The sequence below is a fragment of the Streptosporangium sp. 'caverna' genome, assembly GCF_003203775.1.
In the GTDB taxonomy this organism is placed as follows: domain Bacteria; phylum Actinomycetota; class Actinomycetes; order Streptosporangiales; family Streptosporangiaceae; genus Streptosporangium; species Streptosporangium subroseum.
In genome coordinates this window covers 885756-903441 of record NZ_CP029711.1, presented here as the reverse complement: position 1 = coordinate 903441, position 17686 = coordinate 885756, and the positions used below count along the sequence as shown (strand labels likewise).

General features: G+C 68.8%; 12 protein-coding genes. 2 read left to right on the top strand and 10 right to left on the bottom strand.

The window, feature by feature from the left end; translation table 11 throughout:
• Positions 1–2: 2 nt before the first annotated feature.
• The 7 genes from DKM19_RS04240 to DKM19_RS04210 form a co-directional block, all read right to left on the bottom strand.
• Positions 3–1013, bottom strand: a complete 1011-nt coding sequence (locus DKM19_RS04240; protein ID WP_110694565.1) for a sulfotransferase — start codon at positions 1011–1013, stop codon at positions 3–5.
• A 25-nt stretch (positions 1014–1038) separates the two neighbouring features.
• A complete protein-coding gene (locus DKM19_RS04235) occupies positions 1039–1932 on the bottom strand; it encodes a CDP-alcohol phosphatidyltransferase family protein (RefSeq protein ID WP_239514069.1) in 894 nt (297 codons plus the stop codon).
• 96 nt (positions 1933–2028) lie between these two features.
• On the bottom strand, positions 2029–3513 hold the full coding sequence (locus tag DKM19_RS04230; RefSeq protein WP_162641291.1) for a glycosyltransferase family 2 protein: 1485 nt from the start codon (positions 3511–3513) through the stop codon (positions 2029–2031).
• A 161-nt stretch (positions 3514–3674) separates the two neighbouring features.
• The gene (locus DKM19_RS04225; RefSeq protein WP_110694562.1) at positions 3675–6521 is read right to left on the bottom strand and encodes a stealth conserved region 3 domain-containing protein; all 2847 of its coding nucleotides are present in this window, start codon (positions 6519–6521) and stop codon (positions 3675–3677) included.
• Positions 6518–7531 (bottom strand): hypothetical protein, encoded by a 1014-nt coding sequence (locus DKM19_RS04220; RefSeq protein ID WP_110694561.1) that lies wholly within the window; start codon positions 7529–7531, stop codon positions 6518–6520. The genes DKM19_RS04225 and DKM19_RS04220 overlap by 4 nt, the downstream gene beginning before the upstream one ends.
• Before the next feature lie 231 nt (positions 7532–7762).
• Positions 7763–8860 carry a glycosyltransferase gene (locus DKM19_RS04215; protein WP_204358649.1) on the bottom strand — a complete coding sequence of 366 codons (1098 nt, stop codon included), beginning with the start codon at positions 8858–8860 and terminating at the stop codon, positions 7763–7765.
• A 3-nt stretch (positions 8861–8863) separates the two neighbouring features.
• Positions 8864–11623, bottom strand: a complete 2760-nt coding sequence (locus DKM19_RS04210; protein WP_110694560.1) for a CDP-glycerol glycerophosphotransferase family protein — start codon at positions 11621–11623, stop codon at positions 8864–8866.
• Positions 11624–11684: 61 nt separating this feature from the next.
• Here DKM19_RS04210 and DKM19_RS49285 point away from each other — a divergent pair, with 61 nt between their 5' ends.
• Positions 11685–11846, top strand: coding sequence for a hypothetical protein (locus DKM19_RS49285; protein WP_162641289.1), 162 nt, complete (start codon positions 11685–11687; stop codon positions 11844–11846).
• A gap of 361 nt (positions 11847–12207) precedes the next feature.
• Positions 12208–13089 (top strand): polysaccharide deacetylase family protein, encoded by an 882-nt coding sequence (locus DKM19_RS04205; protein ID WP_110694559.1) that lies wholly within the window; start codon positions 12208–12210, stop codon positions 13087–13089.
• On the opposite strand, the gene DKM19_RS04200 is transcribed toward DKM19_RS04205, so the two are convergent.
• From DKM19_RS04200 to DKM19_RS04190, 3 genes are all read right to left on the bottom strand, one after another.
• Positions 12990–14225 carry an acyltransferase gene (locus DKM19_RS04200; protein ID WP_110694558.1) on the bottom strand — a complete coding sequence of 412 codons (1236 nt, stop codon included), beginning with the start codon at positions 14223–14225 and terminating at the stop codon, positions 12990–12992. The genes DKM19_RS04205 and DKM19_RS04200 overlap by 100 nt on opposite strands.
• Positions 14226–14470: 245 nt before the next feature.
• Positions 14471–16156 (bottom strand): CocE/NonD family hydrolase, encoded by a 1686-nt coding sequence (locus tag DKM19_RS04195; RefSeq protein ID WP_110694557.1) that lies wholly within the window; start codon positions 16154–16156, stop codon positions 14471–14473.
• Positions 16157–16452: 296 nt separating this feature from the next.
• Positions 16453–17481 (bottom strand): LacI family DNA-binding transcriptional regulator, encoded by a 1029-nt coding sequence (locus DKM19_RS04190; RefSeq protein WP_204358648.1) that lies wholly within the window; start codon positions 17479–17481, stop codon positions 16453–16455.
• Between the last annotated feature and the right edge of the window lie 205 nt (positions 17482–17686).

The following is a 17686-nucleotide window of genomic DNA, read 5'->3' as shown; positions in this document are numbered from 1 at the left end:
GATCAGACCTTCGCCAGCTCGCCCAGTTGCCTGGTGGTGAGCTGCGCGGCCACGGGACCCGGCTCGCGGAACCGGTTCAGGCGGTCACGGATCTCCTTGCGCCGGCGGGCCCAGCGACGCTTGGACGCCGCCTTCTCGCACGCCGCGACGTGGCTCTTCTCCGCCTTGGGCGCGCCGCTCAGCTCATAGCCGTTGGCGGTCAGCCGGTCGGCCAGCACGGTCTCGCACACCGAGATCTCCCAGGGCTCCAGCCTGGCCTTCCACGAACCCGACCGGGCGGTGGTGACGCCGCCGTGGGTGTTGCTGTGCCAGACCTTGTGCTGCGGGATGGCCACCCGGGCCACGTGGTACGGCTCGCTCATCGCCGGGTCGTAGTCCTCCCCGAGGAAGTCGCACAGCTTGCCGAGCTCGGTCTCCGGGTAGGCCGTCAGGTCCTCGTAGCGCAGCTCGTAGTAGCTGTCGGCGGGGAGTTTCCTGGCGTGGTGACGGCCGAAGTCGATCGCCTCGGCCCAGTTGGTCACCGCGTGGAAGACGTCCTTGGTGTACCAGGGCATCTCCTTCAGCGACGCCACGCAGTCGCGCCCGTCCCTGATCAGGTGGACGAACTGGGCGTCGGGGAAGAGCCTCAGCAGCAGGTCGATGTGGTGGTAGTAGCTCGGCCGCTTGTCACCCCAGCGGGACTTGCCGTACTGCTCGGCGTAGGAGCGGAAGGAGATCCCGAACGCCGAGCCCAGCGTCGGCGGTCCGGCGACGATGTCGTCGATCAGCTGATCTCCGTCGAGCTTGAGCTCCTTGAACTTGGTGTCCTTGTCGCTCACTATCCATCGGCCAAGCCTGCGCCGGTTGTGCTGCTCGCGCAGGTCCCCGAAGAAGAACCTGCGGTAGTAGCCGGGCACCAGAAACCGCGTCTCCGGAGGCACCGCGATGCGCGGATGCGAGTGCAGCATGAGCTGCAACATGGTGGTGCCGGAGCGCGGGCATCCGATCACAAAGATCGGTCGGTCGGACTGCATGACAACGAACCCCCGTTGAGCTTGATCAAACAGATACGCGCGGCGCTTCCTGCGGGTGCGGCGCAGCAGGCACCACCCGGGTGAACAGCCACATTCGGTAGATCAGAAAAACCTCGTTCAGTAGAAGCAGGACCCCCGCCACGATCGAGACGGGTAGCAGCGCCGCCACCCCGATCAGCGGAGCGACGACGAACACCGCGGCGTGGAACTCGATGCCGCTGATCAGATGACTCCGCACCCGATGGCGGGCGAAGAACCGTCCCAGCCGGCGGCCCCTCCTCGTCGACCTGGACGCCCTGGGTGTCGCGCGTTCGATCGACTCCGGAATCTCCTGATCCAGGCTCTCCCGGCTCTCCAAGCTCTCCGGACTCTCCCGGCTCTCCGGGAGCGCTGTGAGCGCGGCGGCCTCGGCGTCCGCCGCCAGCTGCTCAAGCCGGTTCTCCTTGACCACCTCGCGCACGCGCTTCATCTGCGGCGCGTTCACGTAGCGGAAGAGGTCCAGTACGGCCACTCCGGCACCGAGCAGGATGTAGGCGACGTCCCCCGTCGTCACGTACTGCCCGAATGCCAGGCCGGCGGCACAGCAGACCACCCGGACCCGGTCGCCCACGTAGTCGAGCCAGAGGCCGAACGCGGTCCCCGTCCCCTTGAGCCGGGCGATCTTCCCGTCCATGCAGTCGACCGCGAAACTCACGTAGAACACCAGGGCCCCCGCGACCAGCTGCCCGAAACCGAAGCAGACAGCGGACACCATCCCGAGGATCAGGGACAGGCGGGTGAGGCCGTTGGGTGTGATCGCCGTGTGGTTGGCGACGAACAGCGTGAGCCTGCACGCCACCGGGTCGACCAGGAAAACGGTCCACCAGGAGTCTCTTCGTTTCCGGGTCGCGTGAACGTCGTTCAACGAATAGGCCCTCATGCCTTCCAGCATGGCGACATTCGGCCATCAACTCGTGACTCTCTGCAACCGCCTGGAATTCTCCATGCTGGTTCTTGACCAAGAGTGGGCGGTGACTCAGAGATCGGACTGGACCACGACCACCAGACGGCCGTCCCGGCCCAGCGCCGCCCGGACCCCGGCACGCCCGCCCTTGGGCAGCTGACGGGGGCTCGCTCCGAGAAGGCTGCTCAGGCGCATCCCGTTGGCCGAGACCTCCGCGTGCACGGACCACCGGCCGGGAGCGACCCCCTCGACCTCGGCCACGAACCGGGCGCCGTCCTGACGGGCCGGCAGCGAGATCCGCGATTTGCCCTTCCCCGACTTGCCCTTTCCCTCGATCCACACCTTGATCCGGCTCTGCCGTTCGTCGAGCCGCTTGATGGAGGCCTGCCCCTCGACCAGGAGCCGCCCGCCCGACCAGCGCACCCGGTCGGTGTGGACCCGCAGGATCAGCTCCTGGGTGACGTCGTAGAGGTGGTCGGGAATGCCGCGGGACCTGTCCCCGAAAAACGGGTAGGCGGCGTACCACCGGGGCGGCCTGCTCCCCCGGCGCAGGACCCGCGCCTCCTCCTCCCGCCGGAATCTCCGGACCTCGCGCAGTTCGGGCGCCATCCGCTGGTGCAGGAGATACAGCTCCAACCGCCGCGAGGCGGGCAGGGCGGACACCATCAACGGGTCGAGGGCGTCGATGCAGGGGGCCACGACGTCGAAGAGCCGCTCCAGGTCGTTCGGCGTGCCCTCCTCCACCGCCTCCTCCAGCGCGTCCTTCACGAACTTCAGGTCCCAGGAGACGACCATGTCGTCGAACTCCCGCTTCAGCTGGGGCGACCGTTCGGCGAGGAACCCCTGCACCCCGCGCAGGGACGCGACCCGCTCCTCGACGTTGGCCACCTCCATGCGGCGCTGGGTGGTCGACGCGTCGCCCGTGTCACGCAGCCGCCAGTGGTAGACCACCTCGTTCAGGATGTCCACGCTCGACGCCAGGACGTGCGCGGCGATCGCGACCGGCACGTCCTCGTAGAACCCGCTGGGGAACTCCAGGCGGTGCTCGTCCCAGAAGGAGCGGCGGTAGACCTTGTTCCACACCGTCCGGTCGCGGATCAGCTCGGGAAAGGTCTCTATGTGGGTCCGCCGTGCCGGTTTCCTGAACAACTTGGCGTACATCGCGGACGGGACGAGCCCCTCGGGGGTGATCCTGCGCACCCCGCCGCAGGCGATGTCGGATCCGGTCTCCTCCAGCGAGCCGACGAGGAGCTCGTAGGCCGTCTCCGGCACGACGTCGTCGCCGTCGGCGAAGGCGAGATAGAGGCCGGTCGCGTGCCGGATCCCCAGGTTCCTGGCCGGGCCCGGCCCCTGGTTGTCCTGTCGCAGCACCCGGAACCGGGAGTCCCGGGCCGCGAATTCCTTGGCCGTCACGTCGCCGCCGTCCATGGAGCCGTCATCGATCAGGATGAATTCGACGTCCATGAGAGTCTGCGCGGCGAGGGAGGTCAGGCACTCCTCGATGTAACCCACCACGTTGTAGAACGGCACGACGACACTGAGCAGTGGCGCTTTCAAAGAAAGTCCTCCGGTCGAGGGCGTCCATTCAGTCGCGCTCAGAATGCCTCTCTTGGGGATTCGCCATGACCTAGCCTGCCCCTCCGTGGCCGATTCTTTGCCCAACCCTGGGCGGGCCTCCGTCAAAACGGCCCGCCCCATGGCGAAATCGATATGACCGCTCAGCGACGAGACCGATTACGCGGGCTGCCGACCTCGAATTCACTGGCGACCGGGAAGTAGCTCGCCAGAAAGATGGAGATCGCGCGGCGCTTCTCCTCCTCGGACATGTCACTCTCGTCGGCGTCGTTGACGCAGAAGGCGTCTCGATCGCGGAGGGTCAGCAGCCGTGTCAGCCGGGGCAGGTGATCGCGCTGCCCCAGGGCGATGTAGTCGACGGATATCTCCCCGGGAACGGCCTTCCCGCTGCGGAAGGCATGGTAGTGATGCAACGATGAGACCACCGAGACGTCATCACGTGAGCGGACCCGGCTCCGGCCCGTGGCTGCGATCTCGGGGGCGAATCTCTCCGCGAGCTCGAAGAGCACGCTTTTACGCAGTGCGTACGGCGCGTGGAGGAAAGTGTTTGCCGTCGTGCAGCCGAACTCCCGTTCCATGATGTCCCGCGTCGTCTTCGCGGCGGCGTAGAAGGATTTTTCGTCCTCCTGGATCGGCGTCGGGAGAACCGTCGCCGGAGACCGGAAGAACAGGGGGATCCCGCTGGGCAGGAAAAAGAGGTCCGGGCTCAGCGGGCGCCCGACAAAAAAGTCGTCGTTGAAGTAGATGAAATTCTCCGAGAGCCCGGGAATCACGTGCAGCCGGCTCTCGATCGCGTGCGAGTTGAACGTGGGGAGCGCGCCGGCGTCGCTGAAGATCTCCCTGTGGTCGACGACGGTCACCTTCGGATGAGAGGTGTCCAGCCAGGAGGGGACCTGCTGGTCGGTGACGATCCAGATGTGACGGACCCACGGCGCGTACATGTCCAGCGAACGCAGCGAGTAGCGGAGCTCGTCGCGACTGGCGTAGCGGCCGTCGCCGCGGTCGGCCGCGTTCGTGGACGTGTTCGTGACCGCTTCCGCGGTCGCGCTCCGGCCGGTCATGGTCTCGTCCCGCCGGGCGCGCCAGCCCGGATCGGCGCCGTCCACCCAGGTGTAGACGACGTCGATCGGAAAGGTGACGTCGTCCACGAAGGGCCGCGTGAAGGGTTCGTACGTGGGGTGGCTCCGCTCTCCCACCGTGAGTCTCGCCGGGCGCATCGCCTCGCGGGGCAGTTCGCGGCCGAGAAGGGTGGGGCGCACGGCCCGCAGCCCTCCGTCCGCGGTCGGGGCCCAGAACTCGACGTCACAGCCGAACGCCGACCCGTGGCGAAGGGCGCGCGAGGCGACCGAGTAGATCGTGTAGATCCGCAGACCGCCGACGTCGCCCCAGCCGGCGACCTGTCCGGCCAGGGTGACCGGAGGAGCGCACATCGTCGGCTTGAGCGGCTGGGCGTAGACGGGCCTGCCGTCGAACTCTCGCGCGATCGCGGAGAGCACCGCGGCCCGGTGTTCCTCCCCGACGACCATCCGATGGCGCGGCCCGGTGTCCCGGACCAGCGCGTACGGGATGGCGGCGTCGCGAAGGACCTCCGTCACGGCCTCCAGGTTCATCCGGAGGACGTCCTCGGGAGTGACGTCGTCGCGGATCACGCAGAGACGGGCGCCGGAGCGGGTGAGGGTCCGGTCCTTCCTCATCAGCTCGGCTTCGAGCTCCCGCAGCTGTGGTCCTCCACCCGGCTCCGGATCGGCGGAGGCGACGGGCACAAAACCCGAGACCGACCGGAGGGCGTGACGGGCGATCCGCTCGGCTCTGCGCCCGGATCGCGCGTCCCCCTCCGCGCCCAGCCTCTCGAAGAGCTCCAGCCAGGCTCCGGTGATCCGCTCGGGCGACAGCCGGGCACCGATCTCCCGCGCCGCCGTCCCGAAGTCGCGCAGCGTGCCGGGACTCTCCATCAGTTTGGTCATCGCGACGGCCAGCGAGTCGATGTCGCCCTCGGGCACGAGGAAGCCGTCGACCCCGTGCCGCACGATCTCGCTCGTTCCGCCGGGACAGTCGTAGGCCACCACCGGGACCCCAGCGGCGAGGGCCTCGGTCAGCACCAGCGGAAAGCCCTCGCTCGTCGACGTGAGCAGGCACATGCTCGCCTTCGACCACTCCTCCGCCATGTGCGGAGACCTGCCCAGCAGGTGAATCCGGTCCGCCAGATCGAGGCTCTGAACCAGTTGGCGCAGGCTGCCGGTCAGGGGGCCGTCTCCCAGGATCCGTAGCGACCAGCCGGGAAACCGGCCGGCGATCCCGGCGAAGGCCCGTACGGCGTGGTCGATCCGCTTCTCACCGACCAGCCGGCCCGCGATGACGATCGTGCGGGTGTCCAGGCCGGACCGCGGACGGTATCCGCTCGGCAGCGCGTTCGGGATCGTCGCGAGATGGGGCGCGGCGTCCTTGAGGGACTGCGCGCACCAGAGCTGGGTCCGGTGGGTCAGCGAGACGAGCGCGTCCAGCCGGGGGGCGAATCTCAGGAGCGGCTCGCCGGACCGGCCTCTCAGCTCCGAGCAGCGATGGTCCTGGTGGACGGTGATCGTGCGCTCCGGGCAGAGACGGACGGCAAGCGCCATCAGTGCGGGCGTGGACGACACGACGACGTCCGCGTCGAGACCGCGGAGCGCGTGCTCCACCTCCACGTCGGCCAACCGGTTGAACGCGCCCTCCCAGGCGGGATCGACGAGCTCGCTCGGCATCGCGGCGAGCGCGGCGCAGGTGGCGTCATCCATGGTCGTCTCGCGACAGGGGCGCCGCACCGGGCCCCTCTCATCCACCAGGTAGCGCAGGCGGACCTTGGGCGAGACCTCGCAGAACGGCGCCGCCTCCCTGCGGAAGACGCTGATCACCTCGACGTCGTGGTGTTCGGCGAGATGCGAGGCGAGGGTGAGAACCGCCGCCTCCGTGCCTCCCATGGCGTCCGCCCAGGTCAGCAGATAGGCAATCTTCACGGTAGGTCCTCCGAATGGGAGCAGGAGAGCTGGAGTCTTCCCGCCGGGGAGTATCCGGGCTGCACGTAGAGCAGGGATCTCTCGGACGCCGCCAGAGGACGCCTCTCATGGTGAACGACGCGGTGGGGGTGGCGAAAATCATCCAGGGAGCGGCCGACCCTGAGGGTTCCGGTCCGGGGTGAGACGAACTCGAAGACCCAGGTCGTCTCGGCTCCGGCCAGCGAGTCGCCGGGCACCTCGAAACGGAACAGCGCGCCGTCCGTCGTCACCGGAAGCCGGTGGCAGGCCTCTCGCCCTCCTCTCCCTTCGAGGCGGCGCATCAGCACCTCAGCGCCGGCGGTCCGGACGGTTCCGCCGAGCCGCCCCTCGACGACCACCCGGTCCCAGTCGGCGATCACCCCGGTGACATGTGCCTGCGGGGCGGGACGCGACGCTGAGATCGTGACGTGCCCGGTCAGACCGGCGTCGACGGTGTAGACCGTGCCGGTGAGGGGACAGAGTGGGGCCGCGACGGTCGGACCCGCCGGCAACACGTTCGCAACCGGGCCGAGCAGGGGCGCCTCCAGGCCGCTGCCGTCGGCGAGGGTCAGCTCGATCCGGGTTCGCCAGAGGCCCGTGCCGAGCCGGGACAGCGGGCCGCCGTCCTCGCTCAGCCGTATCGCGCCCCCGGCGAGGTCGCCGTCGAGGTCGAGATCGCCCCGCCACCGCCGATGTCCTCGCCCGATCACGAGCCTGACCGCACGCACGGGCGCGTGGCCGGCGCGGGAGGGGAGGCGGACCTGGAGGTTCAGGGTGCCTCCGTCGAGGACACCGGCGTACGTCACCGAGGCCCCCTCGCCTCCGCCCCGCCGGACCGCGACCGCCGACCTGATCGACGCCGTCCTCGCGACGCGGGTGAACACCCGTTTCCTGCCCTCGGTCCCACAGAACCGCTCACGGAACCTCTCGCGGAACGCGGAAGGCAGCCGCTCGGAGGCGATACGTCGCAGCGTGACCAGCTTGCGTCCCATTGATCTCCCCCCGAAGAAAGAACGTGACGGAGAGAATACTCTCCGTAGTGACCGCGGGCCGTCGCCTTCTCGCTGTATTCGGCAGATCATCCCGAGAAGGGCGCCGTCTCACCGGGACGGCCCGCCGGCCACGACCGGATGACGTCCGGAGGGTCGATACCGGACCTCACCGGGGCTACACGTCGAAGAAGTCCGGTGCCGGACCTCCACCGGGGAAACGCATGGGAAAGGTCAGCGCTGGATCTCCGCGAAGAGCGAGTCCCACTTGTCGAGGATTTTCTCCAGGGAGAACTTACGCACGTGATCACAGGCGGTGCTGCCCATTCGCGCCCGCAGCTCCGGTGCCCGCATCAACCTCACCAACGCGTCGGCGAAGGCTCCGACGTCCCCCGGGGGCGCCAGAAGCCCGGAGACGCCGTCGGCGACAAGGTTCTTGACACCGCCCGAGACGCCGAACGCGACGGTCGGCAGCCCGAGCGCGGCGGCCTCGGCCAGCGCCATCGGGTGCCCCTCGTGCTCGCTGCTGAGCGCGAAGATCGCGGCATCCCGGTAGTGCGAGTGAACGTCCTTGCACCGGCCCTGGAAGATGACCCGGTCGGTGACCCCGTGCTCGGCCGCGCACGCGCGGAGTTGCTCCTCCTCGTAACCGTCGCCCACCAGGTGAAGCTCCCACCGCTCGGGAACCTCGCCGCTCGCCCTGGCGAACGCCGCGATGAGCAGGTCGTAGCGCTTGATGGTGGCGAGCCTGCCGACCGTCACGATCCTGCGGCTCCGCTCCGGGGTCGCCACGCACTCGGGTTCGAAGGTCAGCGGGTTGCCGATCGCCCGCGCGTTCGGCACCCGGTGGCGGCTGAAGGAACGGGCGTCGTCCTCGCTGAGGAACACCGACTTGGCGAGGTTGGGGTAGAGCCGCCGGATGAGCTCCAGGTGGGAGGGCGAGGAGAACTTCGCATGCTCGTAGGAGGAGTGATACTGACCGATCCTGGACAGGTGCGGTGCGGGCACCGCCGACGCCCATTTGACGCTCCAGGGCGTTCCGAGGATCAGGTATCCGCTCTCCGCCTGCGCGAACAGCTCGGTGAGGAGCTTCCTCGCATCGGCGAGGAGCACCGCCGGGGTGTCACGACGCCCTCGTCTCTCCCGGTAGAGAATCGTCTTCTCGTACGCCAGGCCGTCGTCGAAACCGAACGGGGACTGGACCCGCTCGATGCCCACCAGCCGGACCCTGTGGCCCCGGACTCCGAACCCCTGCGCCAGCACGTGAAAAACCCGCTGGGTGCCGCCGAGGTTGTCGATGTTGGGCGCGAGAATGAAAATGTCCTTGGACACTCGTCACCCCTTGAGGTTCTTGAGGTCGGAAAAGAAGACGTCCACCACTGCCTTGGCGGCTCCGCCGCCCTCCCAGGAGCACCAGGTCCTGCGGAAGCGCTCGTAGGCCTCGGCATACCGGGCGGCGGTCGCGGACAGGTCCGCCAGGGCGTCGGCCAGCTCGGAGGTCTCCGTCAGCATCGGCCCCGGCGCGATGTCGGGCAGGTGGTGGTTGAGGCCACGCTCGTTCTGCACGTACTCGTGGTAGTCGTCGGTGAACAGCAGGATGGGCTTGCCGGTGTTCGCGTAGTCGAACATCACCGACGAGTAGTCCGTCAGCAGGGCGTCGGACGCCAGGATGAGATCGTTGATCTCCGGGTAGGCGGTGACGTCCTCGACGAACCCGCGCAGTCTCGGCGGAAGCTGGTACCGGGTATAGGGGTGAACGCGCAGCGCGATGATCCAGTCATCGCCCAGCCGCGCGGAGAGCTGGTCCAGGTCGACCCGGACCGACGTCCCGGCCCCTCTCGTGCGATCACGGAACGTGGGCGCGTAGAGAAGCACCCGCTGCCCGGGACGGGCACCGAGCTTGGCGCGGACCTCCTTGGCCACCGCGAGCTGCTCGGGCTCGGCGCAGCGCACCAGGACGTCGTTGCGGGGGTAGCCGGTCCGGAGGACGTCGCCGGAGAAACCCGTGCTCGCGCGGAAGACCCGCTCGTACTCCTCGCAGGGAGCCACGATCGTCGTCCAGCGATCGACGCTCCGCTGCCATCGGTGACGCTCGGGCCACTGGTCCCCCCGGAGCCCCGGCGTGTTGAGCCCGATGGTCTTCAACGTCTGCCCGTGCCAGGTCTGCAGGTAGCGGGTGCCGCGCCGTTTCTCGTAGCAGTAGGGCAGGTTGTGGCTCTCCACCCAGTAACCGGCCCGGGCGAGACTCCACATGAACCTCCAGCCGCCCCGCTTCACCACGCGTGTGCCCGGCGGGAACTGCGAGCGGTTGGAGGAGTATGACCACACGCAGCGCACGCGGATCTTCTGCCTCATGACCTCCTCGTAGATGTAACGGGGATTACCGGTGTAGGCCCTGCCCTCCGAGCTCTCGAACAGCACCAGCTTCCTGCTCCGCGGGACGAACCTCATGACGATCCGGTAGAAGCCGAGCCTGGACTTGCCGTTGCTGACCCGCCCCACCATGTCGGTCCGCAACTTCTTCCAGCGGCGCGAGGCATGGGTGATCTTCCTGGAGGTCCAGGTGATCTCCACCTTGTTCGTCGTGGTCATGCGGGTGAGCGTCACCACGGCATCGGGCAGCAGCCGCCGGGAACAGACGACCCTGCGGACGGGAGGCCGTTCCGGGGCGACCAGCGGCGCCTGGTGCGAGTCACCCTTCTTCTGGATGAGCAGGCGGATCCCGGTCGTACGGTTGATGCCGCGCAGGGAACGCGGCGCGTTTCCCGGGTTCAGCGTGAACTCGCTCCAGAAGTGCTCGCCCGCCGGTCGCAGAGTGATCGGCACCCGCCACAGTCCGCCGCCGGGCGCCCGGATCTCCACCGCGCCGGAGGCCCCCTTCGCGGGCAGCACGCCCAGGGGGTCGTAGGTCCGCACCCGTATCCGCACCCCCCGGTCCCCGGGCTCCACGCTCTCGATCTCATGCCTGATCGCGGCACGGGAGAACGGTCTCCGATCGAGCTCCAGGCTGGAGATGTCGAGCTCGGCGGGCGCGTCACCGGCGGGGTCGTGCACGCCCCAGTAGACGCGATCGCCGATCTTCGTGACCCGGCGGGGGATCGGAGAGGACACGCGGAGCAGCCGCGCCGCCTCCCTGATCTCCTCCACCTGCCCCTCCCGGAGCAGATGGAGACAGATACGGAGCATCATCGGCAGCTTCAGGACCATCTTCTTCGGGAGACCGTCGAGGTAGTCACCCGTGATCTGCTGGAGCTCGGTCACCCACTCGCCGGACTGCCCGGGAAGGCGGCGCAGCATCGGAGCCAGCTCCGCCCGCAGGAAACGCCGGATCAGACGGGGCTCCAGCCGGCCGAGCCCCTCACCTCTCAGGAACGCCATCGCCCGCCGCTCCGCCGCGAGACGCGCGGCGAAGGCGTCGAGGCCGTTCCTGCCCGTCTTCGTGCCGGCGATCTCCGCCGTCTGCCGGACGACGGGCCAGGGCACGACCGCGACCCGCTTGCTCGCCAGGTAGGCCTCGATGGCGAAAAGCCGGTCGGGGTCCCGCAGGGCGCGGTCGAACGCCAGCTGGTGCTCGTTGATGAAATCGCGGCGGAAGAGCTTGTTCTCCACGAAGCCGTCGGTCAGGAACGCCGGTTTGCGCTCCACCCCGTCGATGGTCATCCGGTCGCAGAACAACCTGGCGGAGGGATATCTGATCTTCTTGCGCCTGGGCGGGCAGCGCCCGACCTGCCCCACCGCGAAGTCCGCGCCGGTCTCCTCGATTTCGAGGAGCAGGCTCTTGCAGGCGTGCATGTACAGCAGGCTGAGCACGTTGACGAACATCACCGCCGGCGCGACCGACACCTTCAGGGCGGCCTCGCGCATGCCGGAGAGCCCCACCTCGTCCGAGAGGTACGGCACCGGCACGACGCGCGGGTCCTCCCCCGTCAGCCGGGCGAGCGCCTCGGCGAGCCGGCCGTCCTCACCGTCGAACGCGACAAGGACCCGCAGGTTGTTCAGTGACTGGTCGAGAACATGTCGCACGGTCTCGACCAGAGCCGTCTCCGTGCAGTCGAAGGCTGTGACCACGACGTCGACGTCGGGACGCGTATTCATGGAACCGCTCAATTCAGTCAGGTGTGGCCTGGACGTACGGCGTCAGCGCGGACACCGGAAGATGGACGCCGGTGAGCGGTGGGCCGGCGGCGAGGAACACCTCGCCGCCGAGGCGGTGGGCGGGCCAGAGGTCTCCACGACGACCCGGGCACCCACCGCCCCACCGATCATGCGCAACCCCAGGCCTGCGAAGAGGAAGATCGCGGTCGGGGAGAAGAAGTGATCATGCCCGTTGGTCGCGGTCATCGCCGTCCCCCCGTTCCGACGAGTCGTTCACGGTCCGCGATCGTAGCGGATACTCTCCGTCACCATGAGTCCAAGTGTCATAAAGAGTCGATCGGACGGGGGCCGCCTGGCCCCGACCGGCCGGGCCGACGCGACGGTGAATCCTCGCGGTCGCGGCCGCCGTCACGCGTTGTGATCTTTTATTGACTTTCGGGCAGATTCCACCCTGAGTAATGGCTGGCAGAAGTCTGAACGGCGGCTGGCAGAAGCCCGGACAGCCGACTCTTGGGCGAAGTGTCCGGATACGATGCTTTCTTCTGTCCCTCTGTTATCACCCGCAACGTCCGGAGCTCCCCCTCATGAAGTCTCCAGCCCAATTGCTGATGGCCGCCGTATCCGCGGTCGCCCTGGTCGCCACACCGACAGCCGCGTGGAGCGCGGAGCTGCCCACCCCGACTGCGAAGCCCACCACCACCGCGAAGCCCACCACGACGGCCAAGACCACGACGACGGACAAGGCCAAGTCCGCCGCCCCGGTCGCGCCCGTCGACTGCGCGAAGGTCAAGTGCATCGCGCTGACCTTCGACGACGGCCCCGGCAAGTATGCCGACAAACTGCTCGACACCCTCAAGAAGTACAAGTCCAAGGCGACGTTCCTTCTCGAAGGTCAGTACGTGAAGTCGCGCCCGGCCTTCGCCAAGCGCATGGTCGTCGAGGGCCACGAGATCGGCAACCACAGCTACACCCACCCGCACCTGCGTGACCTGTCCGAGGACAAGGTCCGCGAGGAGCTGGACAAGACCCAGGCCATCGTCAAGCAGGCCACCGGGAAGTACCCGACGATCATCCGCCCGCCGTACGGCGAGCTCGACTCGCGGGTGCAGGCGATCGCGACCGAGATGAAGATGCCGATCCTGCTGTGGAACGGCGGCTCTCGCGACTGGGCGACCAAGAACGAGACGGCCATCTACAACGAGGTGCTCAAGAACGCCAAGCGTGACGGCGTCATCCTCATGCACGACTGGGTCGAGCAGACCGTCAAGGTGATGCCGAAGCTCCTGGTCGCGCTGCAGAAGCAGGGCTACCACGTCGTGTCCGTCTCCTCGCTGCGCGGCGCGAAGGGTCTGGAGCCGGGTGACATCTACCCGGTGGGATCCGAGCTGGACAAGGATCTCTTCGTCGACGCGCCCACCACGGACCCGGAGCTGTCCATGGAGTCCCCGGTCGACAACCCGGGCTGAGCCAGCCGCTTGCCCAGCCGCTGCATGGGAAGCTCCAGGTAGCGGTAGGTGAGCCAGCTCAGACCGAGCACCAGCGCGACAAAACCTGTCGACAGCGTCACCTGCACCACCGGCTGCATGGCTCGCACATCTCCGGCGACGGCGTACGTGAGCTTCAGCAGCGGGTGGTGCAGGAGGTAGACCGAGTAGCTGATCAGGCCCAGCCAGACGAGGAAACGGGGCAGGGTCCGGTGGCGCAGGGCCATCGCGCCCGCGAACGTCCCGCCGGCGAGGGCCATCGTGATGAACCACGCGGCCGGCTGGACCCACCACCAGCCCGCCTGGATCGACCACACCGGGGACAGCGCCACGAGCACGGTCGCGACGGCGACGGGCCAGAGCCCGCCCGTCCCCTGCTCCCAGCGGCGGATCGCGGTCCCGATGAACATCACCGCGAGGATCGCCGCGCCCAGCCACGGCACGAAGCCCGCGAAAAGCAGCAGGACCAGGGCCGTCGCGGCGAGGACATAGGCGGCGGGGACCCGGAACCGGCCGCTGACCAGGCACACCACGCCCACCACGAAGATCACGCATGACACGGTGGCGGGCCAGGGGCCCTTGAGCAGCGGCGCCGACAGCACCAGCCCCGCGACGACGGCCACGCCGCCGAACCCGATGGCGAGGGTCCCGCTCCGGCGGTGCAGCCCGCCGATGAACAGCGCGGTGACCACGAGGTAGAAGACCATCTCGTAGGAGAGCGTCCACATGGTGTCCGCCAGGCCGCCGACGTGCACCACGTCCAGCAGCATCGTGATGTGCGCGGACACGGCCGACAGGTCCCGGGGCACCTGGTTGCGGACCGGTATCCAGAAGGCCATCACCAGGACGAAGACCGTGACCAGGAGATACACCGGATAGAGCCGGAACAGCCTGCTGATCCAGAAGGCCCGCACGTCGCCGCGCCCCTCCAGCGAGACCGGGATGATGTAGCCGCTGACCAGGAAGAACACCAGGACGCCGTACATCCCCACGTTGAACACGTACTGCCGTGGGAGGGCGGGCAGGAGCCAGGGCAGCATGTGCTCCAGCAGCACCGCGATGGCACCGAGCCCGCGCAGCGCGTCCAGCCATGCCAGCCGGGTGCGGGGTGTGGTCATGGGGGACCTGACATCGATCGCTGACGTGGACACCCGCCCCAACTTACCGCCCCACACATAACGAAACTGGATGAACGATTACCTTTCACCAGTACGACTCCCCACCTCGCCTCCCCGGTCGGGCGACGGTCCGGCCGGGAAGGCGAGCAAGGCGGCGAAGAAAGAGCATTCACCTGTTGCTCTACGCGATACCTCGACTACTTTACGCGACGGGCGGCGGCACCGGTGAACCGGGGGCGATGCCGTCAGCGAGCGGGGTCCTCGGGCGGCACGACCGGCAGGACGATCTTTGATGCCCTGACCGCGTCGTGGAACACCGTCTGGTCCGCGACGCTCATGACGGTCGCCGCCTCGGCCGGTTCGCCGGTGTTGAGGTTGCGGTCCCATCTCGGGAAGTTGCTCGACGTGATCTGGACCCGGATCCGATGGCCTTCGAAGAACACATGACCGATCGACCACAGATCGATCTCGTGTTCCGCGGGCTCGCCCGGCACGCCGGAGACACGGATGATCCCGTCCGCGAGGTTGCGCGACACGGAGTCGACGCCGACGTCGCAGAGCCGGGCCACCCAGTCCGTCGAGGGCGCGGTGGAGGAAGCGACCAGCGAGACGCGGACGCGGCCGGTCACCTCGAGGTCGGCGTCGAGCGGCTCGCCGGTGTAGACGAGCACGTCCGGCCGTTCTTCGACGCGGCGCTGGTCGTAGGGGCCGGGAGGGAACTCATCGGACATCAGCAGGGTGCCGCCGAGGGTGATGACCGGATCGGCGGGGTCGTACCGGTAGGTGTCCGGTCGTTCGCCGGCACGCGGCGCCTCGAACGAGAGCCCGCCGTCCTCGCGCAGGTACATCGGGGTGTCCACGCTCCGGGCCGGAGGCCACGCGTCCTCGTCGCGCCACCGGTTGATCCCCGTGACGAAGATCCGCACCGGTCTGCCGTCCGGAGCCGCGGGACGGCCCGGCTTCAGCCGGCGGTCCAGCCAGTCGAGCCGCAGGTCTCCCAGGGAGGTCCGGAGGTCGATGCTCGCCTCGTCGGCCGCCACCCCGAAGTTGACCTCGCCCTGCCGGCCCGACTGCCCCTGGTGCGACCACGGCCCGATCAGCAGGGTCGACGGCCTGCCCGCGGCGATCATCGCGATGTGGTTGTCCAGGGTTCCCTGCAGGAAGACGTCGAACCAGCCGCCGACGTTGAAGACGGGGACGTCGACCCGGTCGTAGGTGCCCGCGACGCGGCAGCCGGCCGCCGCCTCCGGATCGGCGAGGGCCCGCTGGTAGCCCAGGTCCGGGACCCCGGTCCGCTCGAACGCGGGAAACGCGCCGGACGGCAGCTCCCAGTACGTCCGGGTCGCCAGGGCGTCGATCTCGGAGACCAGGGCGGTGAGCTCGCGATGGAGGTCCGCGGGAGAGTCCTTCCACCTGCGGGCGAGGAGGTCGGGGCCCTGGGAGAGGGACCAGCTCGCGCTGAGGCCCAGCTCGATCGCCCCGCCGCGGCCGAACAGGCCGTCGAAGGGCTCCGACCAGGTGAACCCCGGGGCGATGGCCCTCAACTCCGGCGGCCCGTCCGCCGCCGCCATCCACTGCGCGTTGCCCAGGTAGCTGGGGCCGTACATGCCCACGAGCCCGTTCGAGCCGGGGAGCGCGGCCGCCCAGCGCACGGTGTCGTGCCCGTCCGCCCGCTCGTTCGTCAGCGGCTCCCAGTCTCCGTCGGAGCCGGAGCGCCCGCGGGTGTCCTGGAGCACGACCATGTATCCGCGGCGCACCGCGGCCAGGGGCTCCAGGATCCTGAAGATGTTCGGGTCCTGCTTGCCGTAGGGCGAGCGCACGAGCAGCACGGGCCAGGGACCGTCGCGGGTCGGCCGGAAGACGTCGGCGCGCAGGACGGTGCCGTCGCGCATCTCGCCGGGGACATCAAAGTCGATCAGTACGTCTCCCACCGGAGCTCTCCCTCGAAAGGCGGAGCGAACCCGGGTCGGCGCGGGGTCGCCCTACGTGAAGATAACGTTATCGCGATGGGGGCCGGTAGTCCTTGGGCAAAGGCTTTCTGTGACATGACAGAAACATTGCCCGGCGCGCGGTTGGCGAGAGGGAATCGCGCACGACGGGCCGATTCCGGAGCGGCTCAGCGGGCGGCGAACCCGCGGGACGAGGCGGCGGGTGGCAGACCGGCGGGACGGGGCGAGACGGCCGCGGGGGTGAAGCGACGGGGTGAGGCGCGGGGCGCCCGACCGGCCTACGGCCGGAGCTCGCCCGACCCCCGGGGGATGAGCTCGACCGGGACCGTCACGCTCTGGACCGGCCGGGTGGGATCGGCGGCGCGGGCCAGGAGCAGCTCTATGGCCGTCCGCCCTATCGTCGCGCTGTTCTGGGCGATGACGGTCAGGGCGGGGCGCAGGAGGTCGGCCAGCAGGAAGTCGTCGAAGGCGACGATCGCGATCCGGCCGGCGTCGGCGCCGAGGTAGCGCAGGACCTCCACGGTCGTGGCGACGTTGCCGGTGATGAGGGCGGTCGCGGGCGTGGGACCGTCGAATGCCGTGGTCAGAGCGCTGGCGATGCGCGCGGGCTCGACGGCCCCTGCGTGGACCATGCCCTCCAGCGGGCCGCCGTTGGCCGTGACGCAGGCGCGGAAGGAGGCGGCGCGCTCGCGGCCGGTGAAGATGCGCTCGTGGTCGCCGATGTAGGCGATGCGGTTGTGCCCGTGCTGGACGAGGTGGCGGAAGGCCGTGCCGATGCCCGCGGCGTTGTCCGACAGGACGGCGTCCGCGGGAACCCCGCCGGTCGGCCGGTCGAAGGCCACCACGGGCATTCCGGCCTCGATCTCGGGCGCCAGATACTGGTGGTTGGCGCTTATGGGTTCAATGATGATCCCGTCCACGCGCTTGCGGCACATGGACATGACCGCCTCGCGCTCGCGCTGCTCCTCGTCCTCGGTCGACATGGCCAGCACGGTGAGCTTGGCCTTCCGCGCCGCCTGGTCGATGGCGCTGAGCACCGGGTGGGCGTCCGCGAGGTTGCGCACCGCGGCGCCGATGGTGCCGCTGACGCCCCGGCGCAGCTGCTGGGCGCGCTCGTCGGGCTCGTAGTCGAGGGTGACGATGGCCGCGCGCACCCGTTTGACCAGGTCTTCACCCACGGTGGGATCGTCGTTGACCACCCGGGACACGGTGCGCAGCGCGACTCCGGCCGTGCGGGCGACATCCAGCATGGTGGGCCGCTTGCCACGGCGTCGCCCTGCGGTGCCCTCAACCGTGCGCTCGGTCATCGCTGCGATCCTCCCCTTTTTCCCGGGCGCCAACCTATCCACCCGGATATCGGTGCCCGTGCCCGTCAAGTTTCGATCCGGGCAACACCCTTGACACAACGGCGAAACTTCCTATTCTCGGGATAACGTTATCGCAAGGTGCCTGCATACAGCTCGCCGGACCATGCTCGACGAAAAACTCAACCGTGCGACACGACCGAAGGAG

Coding starts and splice junctions, on each gene's coding strand:
- DKM19_RS04205 (WP_110694559.1), top strand. CDS start 12,208: ATGAAGTCTCCAGCCCAATTGCTGATGGCCGCCGTATCCGCGGTCGCC.
- DKM19_RS04235 (WP_239514069.1), bottom strand. CDS start 1,932: ATGAGGGCCTATTCGTTGAACGACGTTCACGCGACCCGGAAACGAAGA.
- DKM19_RS04210 (WP_110694560.1), bottom strand. CDS start 11,623: ATGAATACGCGTCCCGACGTCGACGTCGTGGTCACAGCCTTCGACTGC.
- DKM19_RS04200 (WP_110694558.1), bottom strand. CDS start 14,225: ATGACCACACCCCGCACCCGGCTGGCATGGCTGGACGCGCTGCGCGGG.
- DKM19_RS49285 (WP_162641289.1), top strand. CDS start 11,685: ATGGACGCCGGTGAGCGGTGGGCCGGCGGCGAGGAACACCTCGCCGCC.
- DKM19_RS04240 (WP_110694565.1), bottom strand. CDS start 1,013: ATGCAGTCCGACCGACCGATCTTTGTGATCGGATGCCCGCGCTCCGGC.
- DKM19_RS04220 (WP_110694561.1), bottom strand. CDS start 7,531: ATGGGACGCAAGCTGGTCACGCTGCGACGTATCGCCTCCGAGCGGCTG.
- DKM19_RS04190 (WP_204358648.1), bottom strand. CDS start 17,481: ATGACCGAGCGCACGGTTGAGGGCACCGCAGGGCGACGCCGTGGCAAG.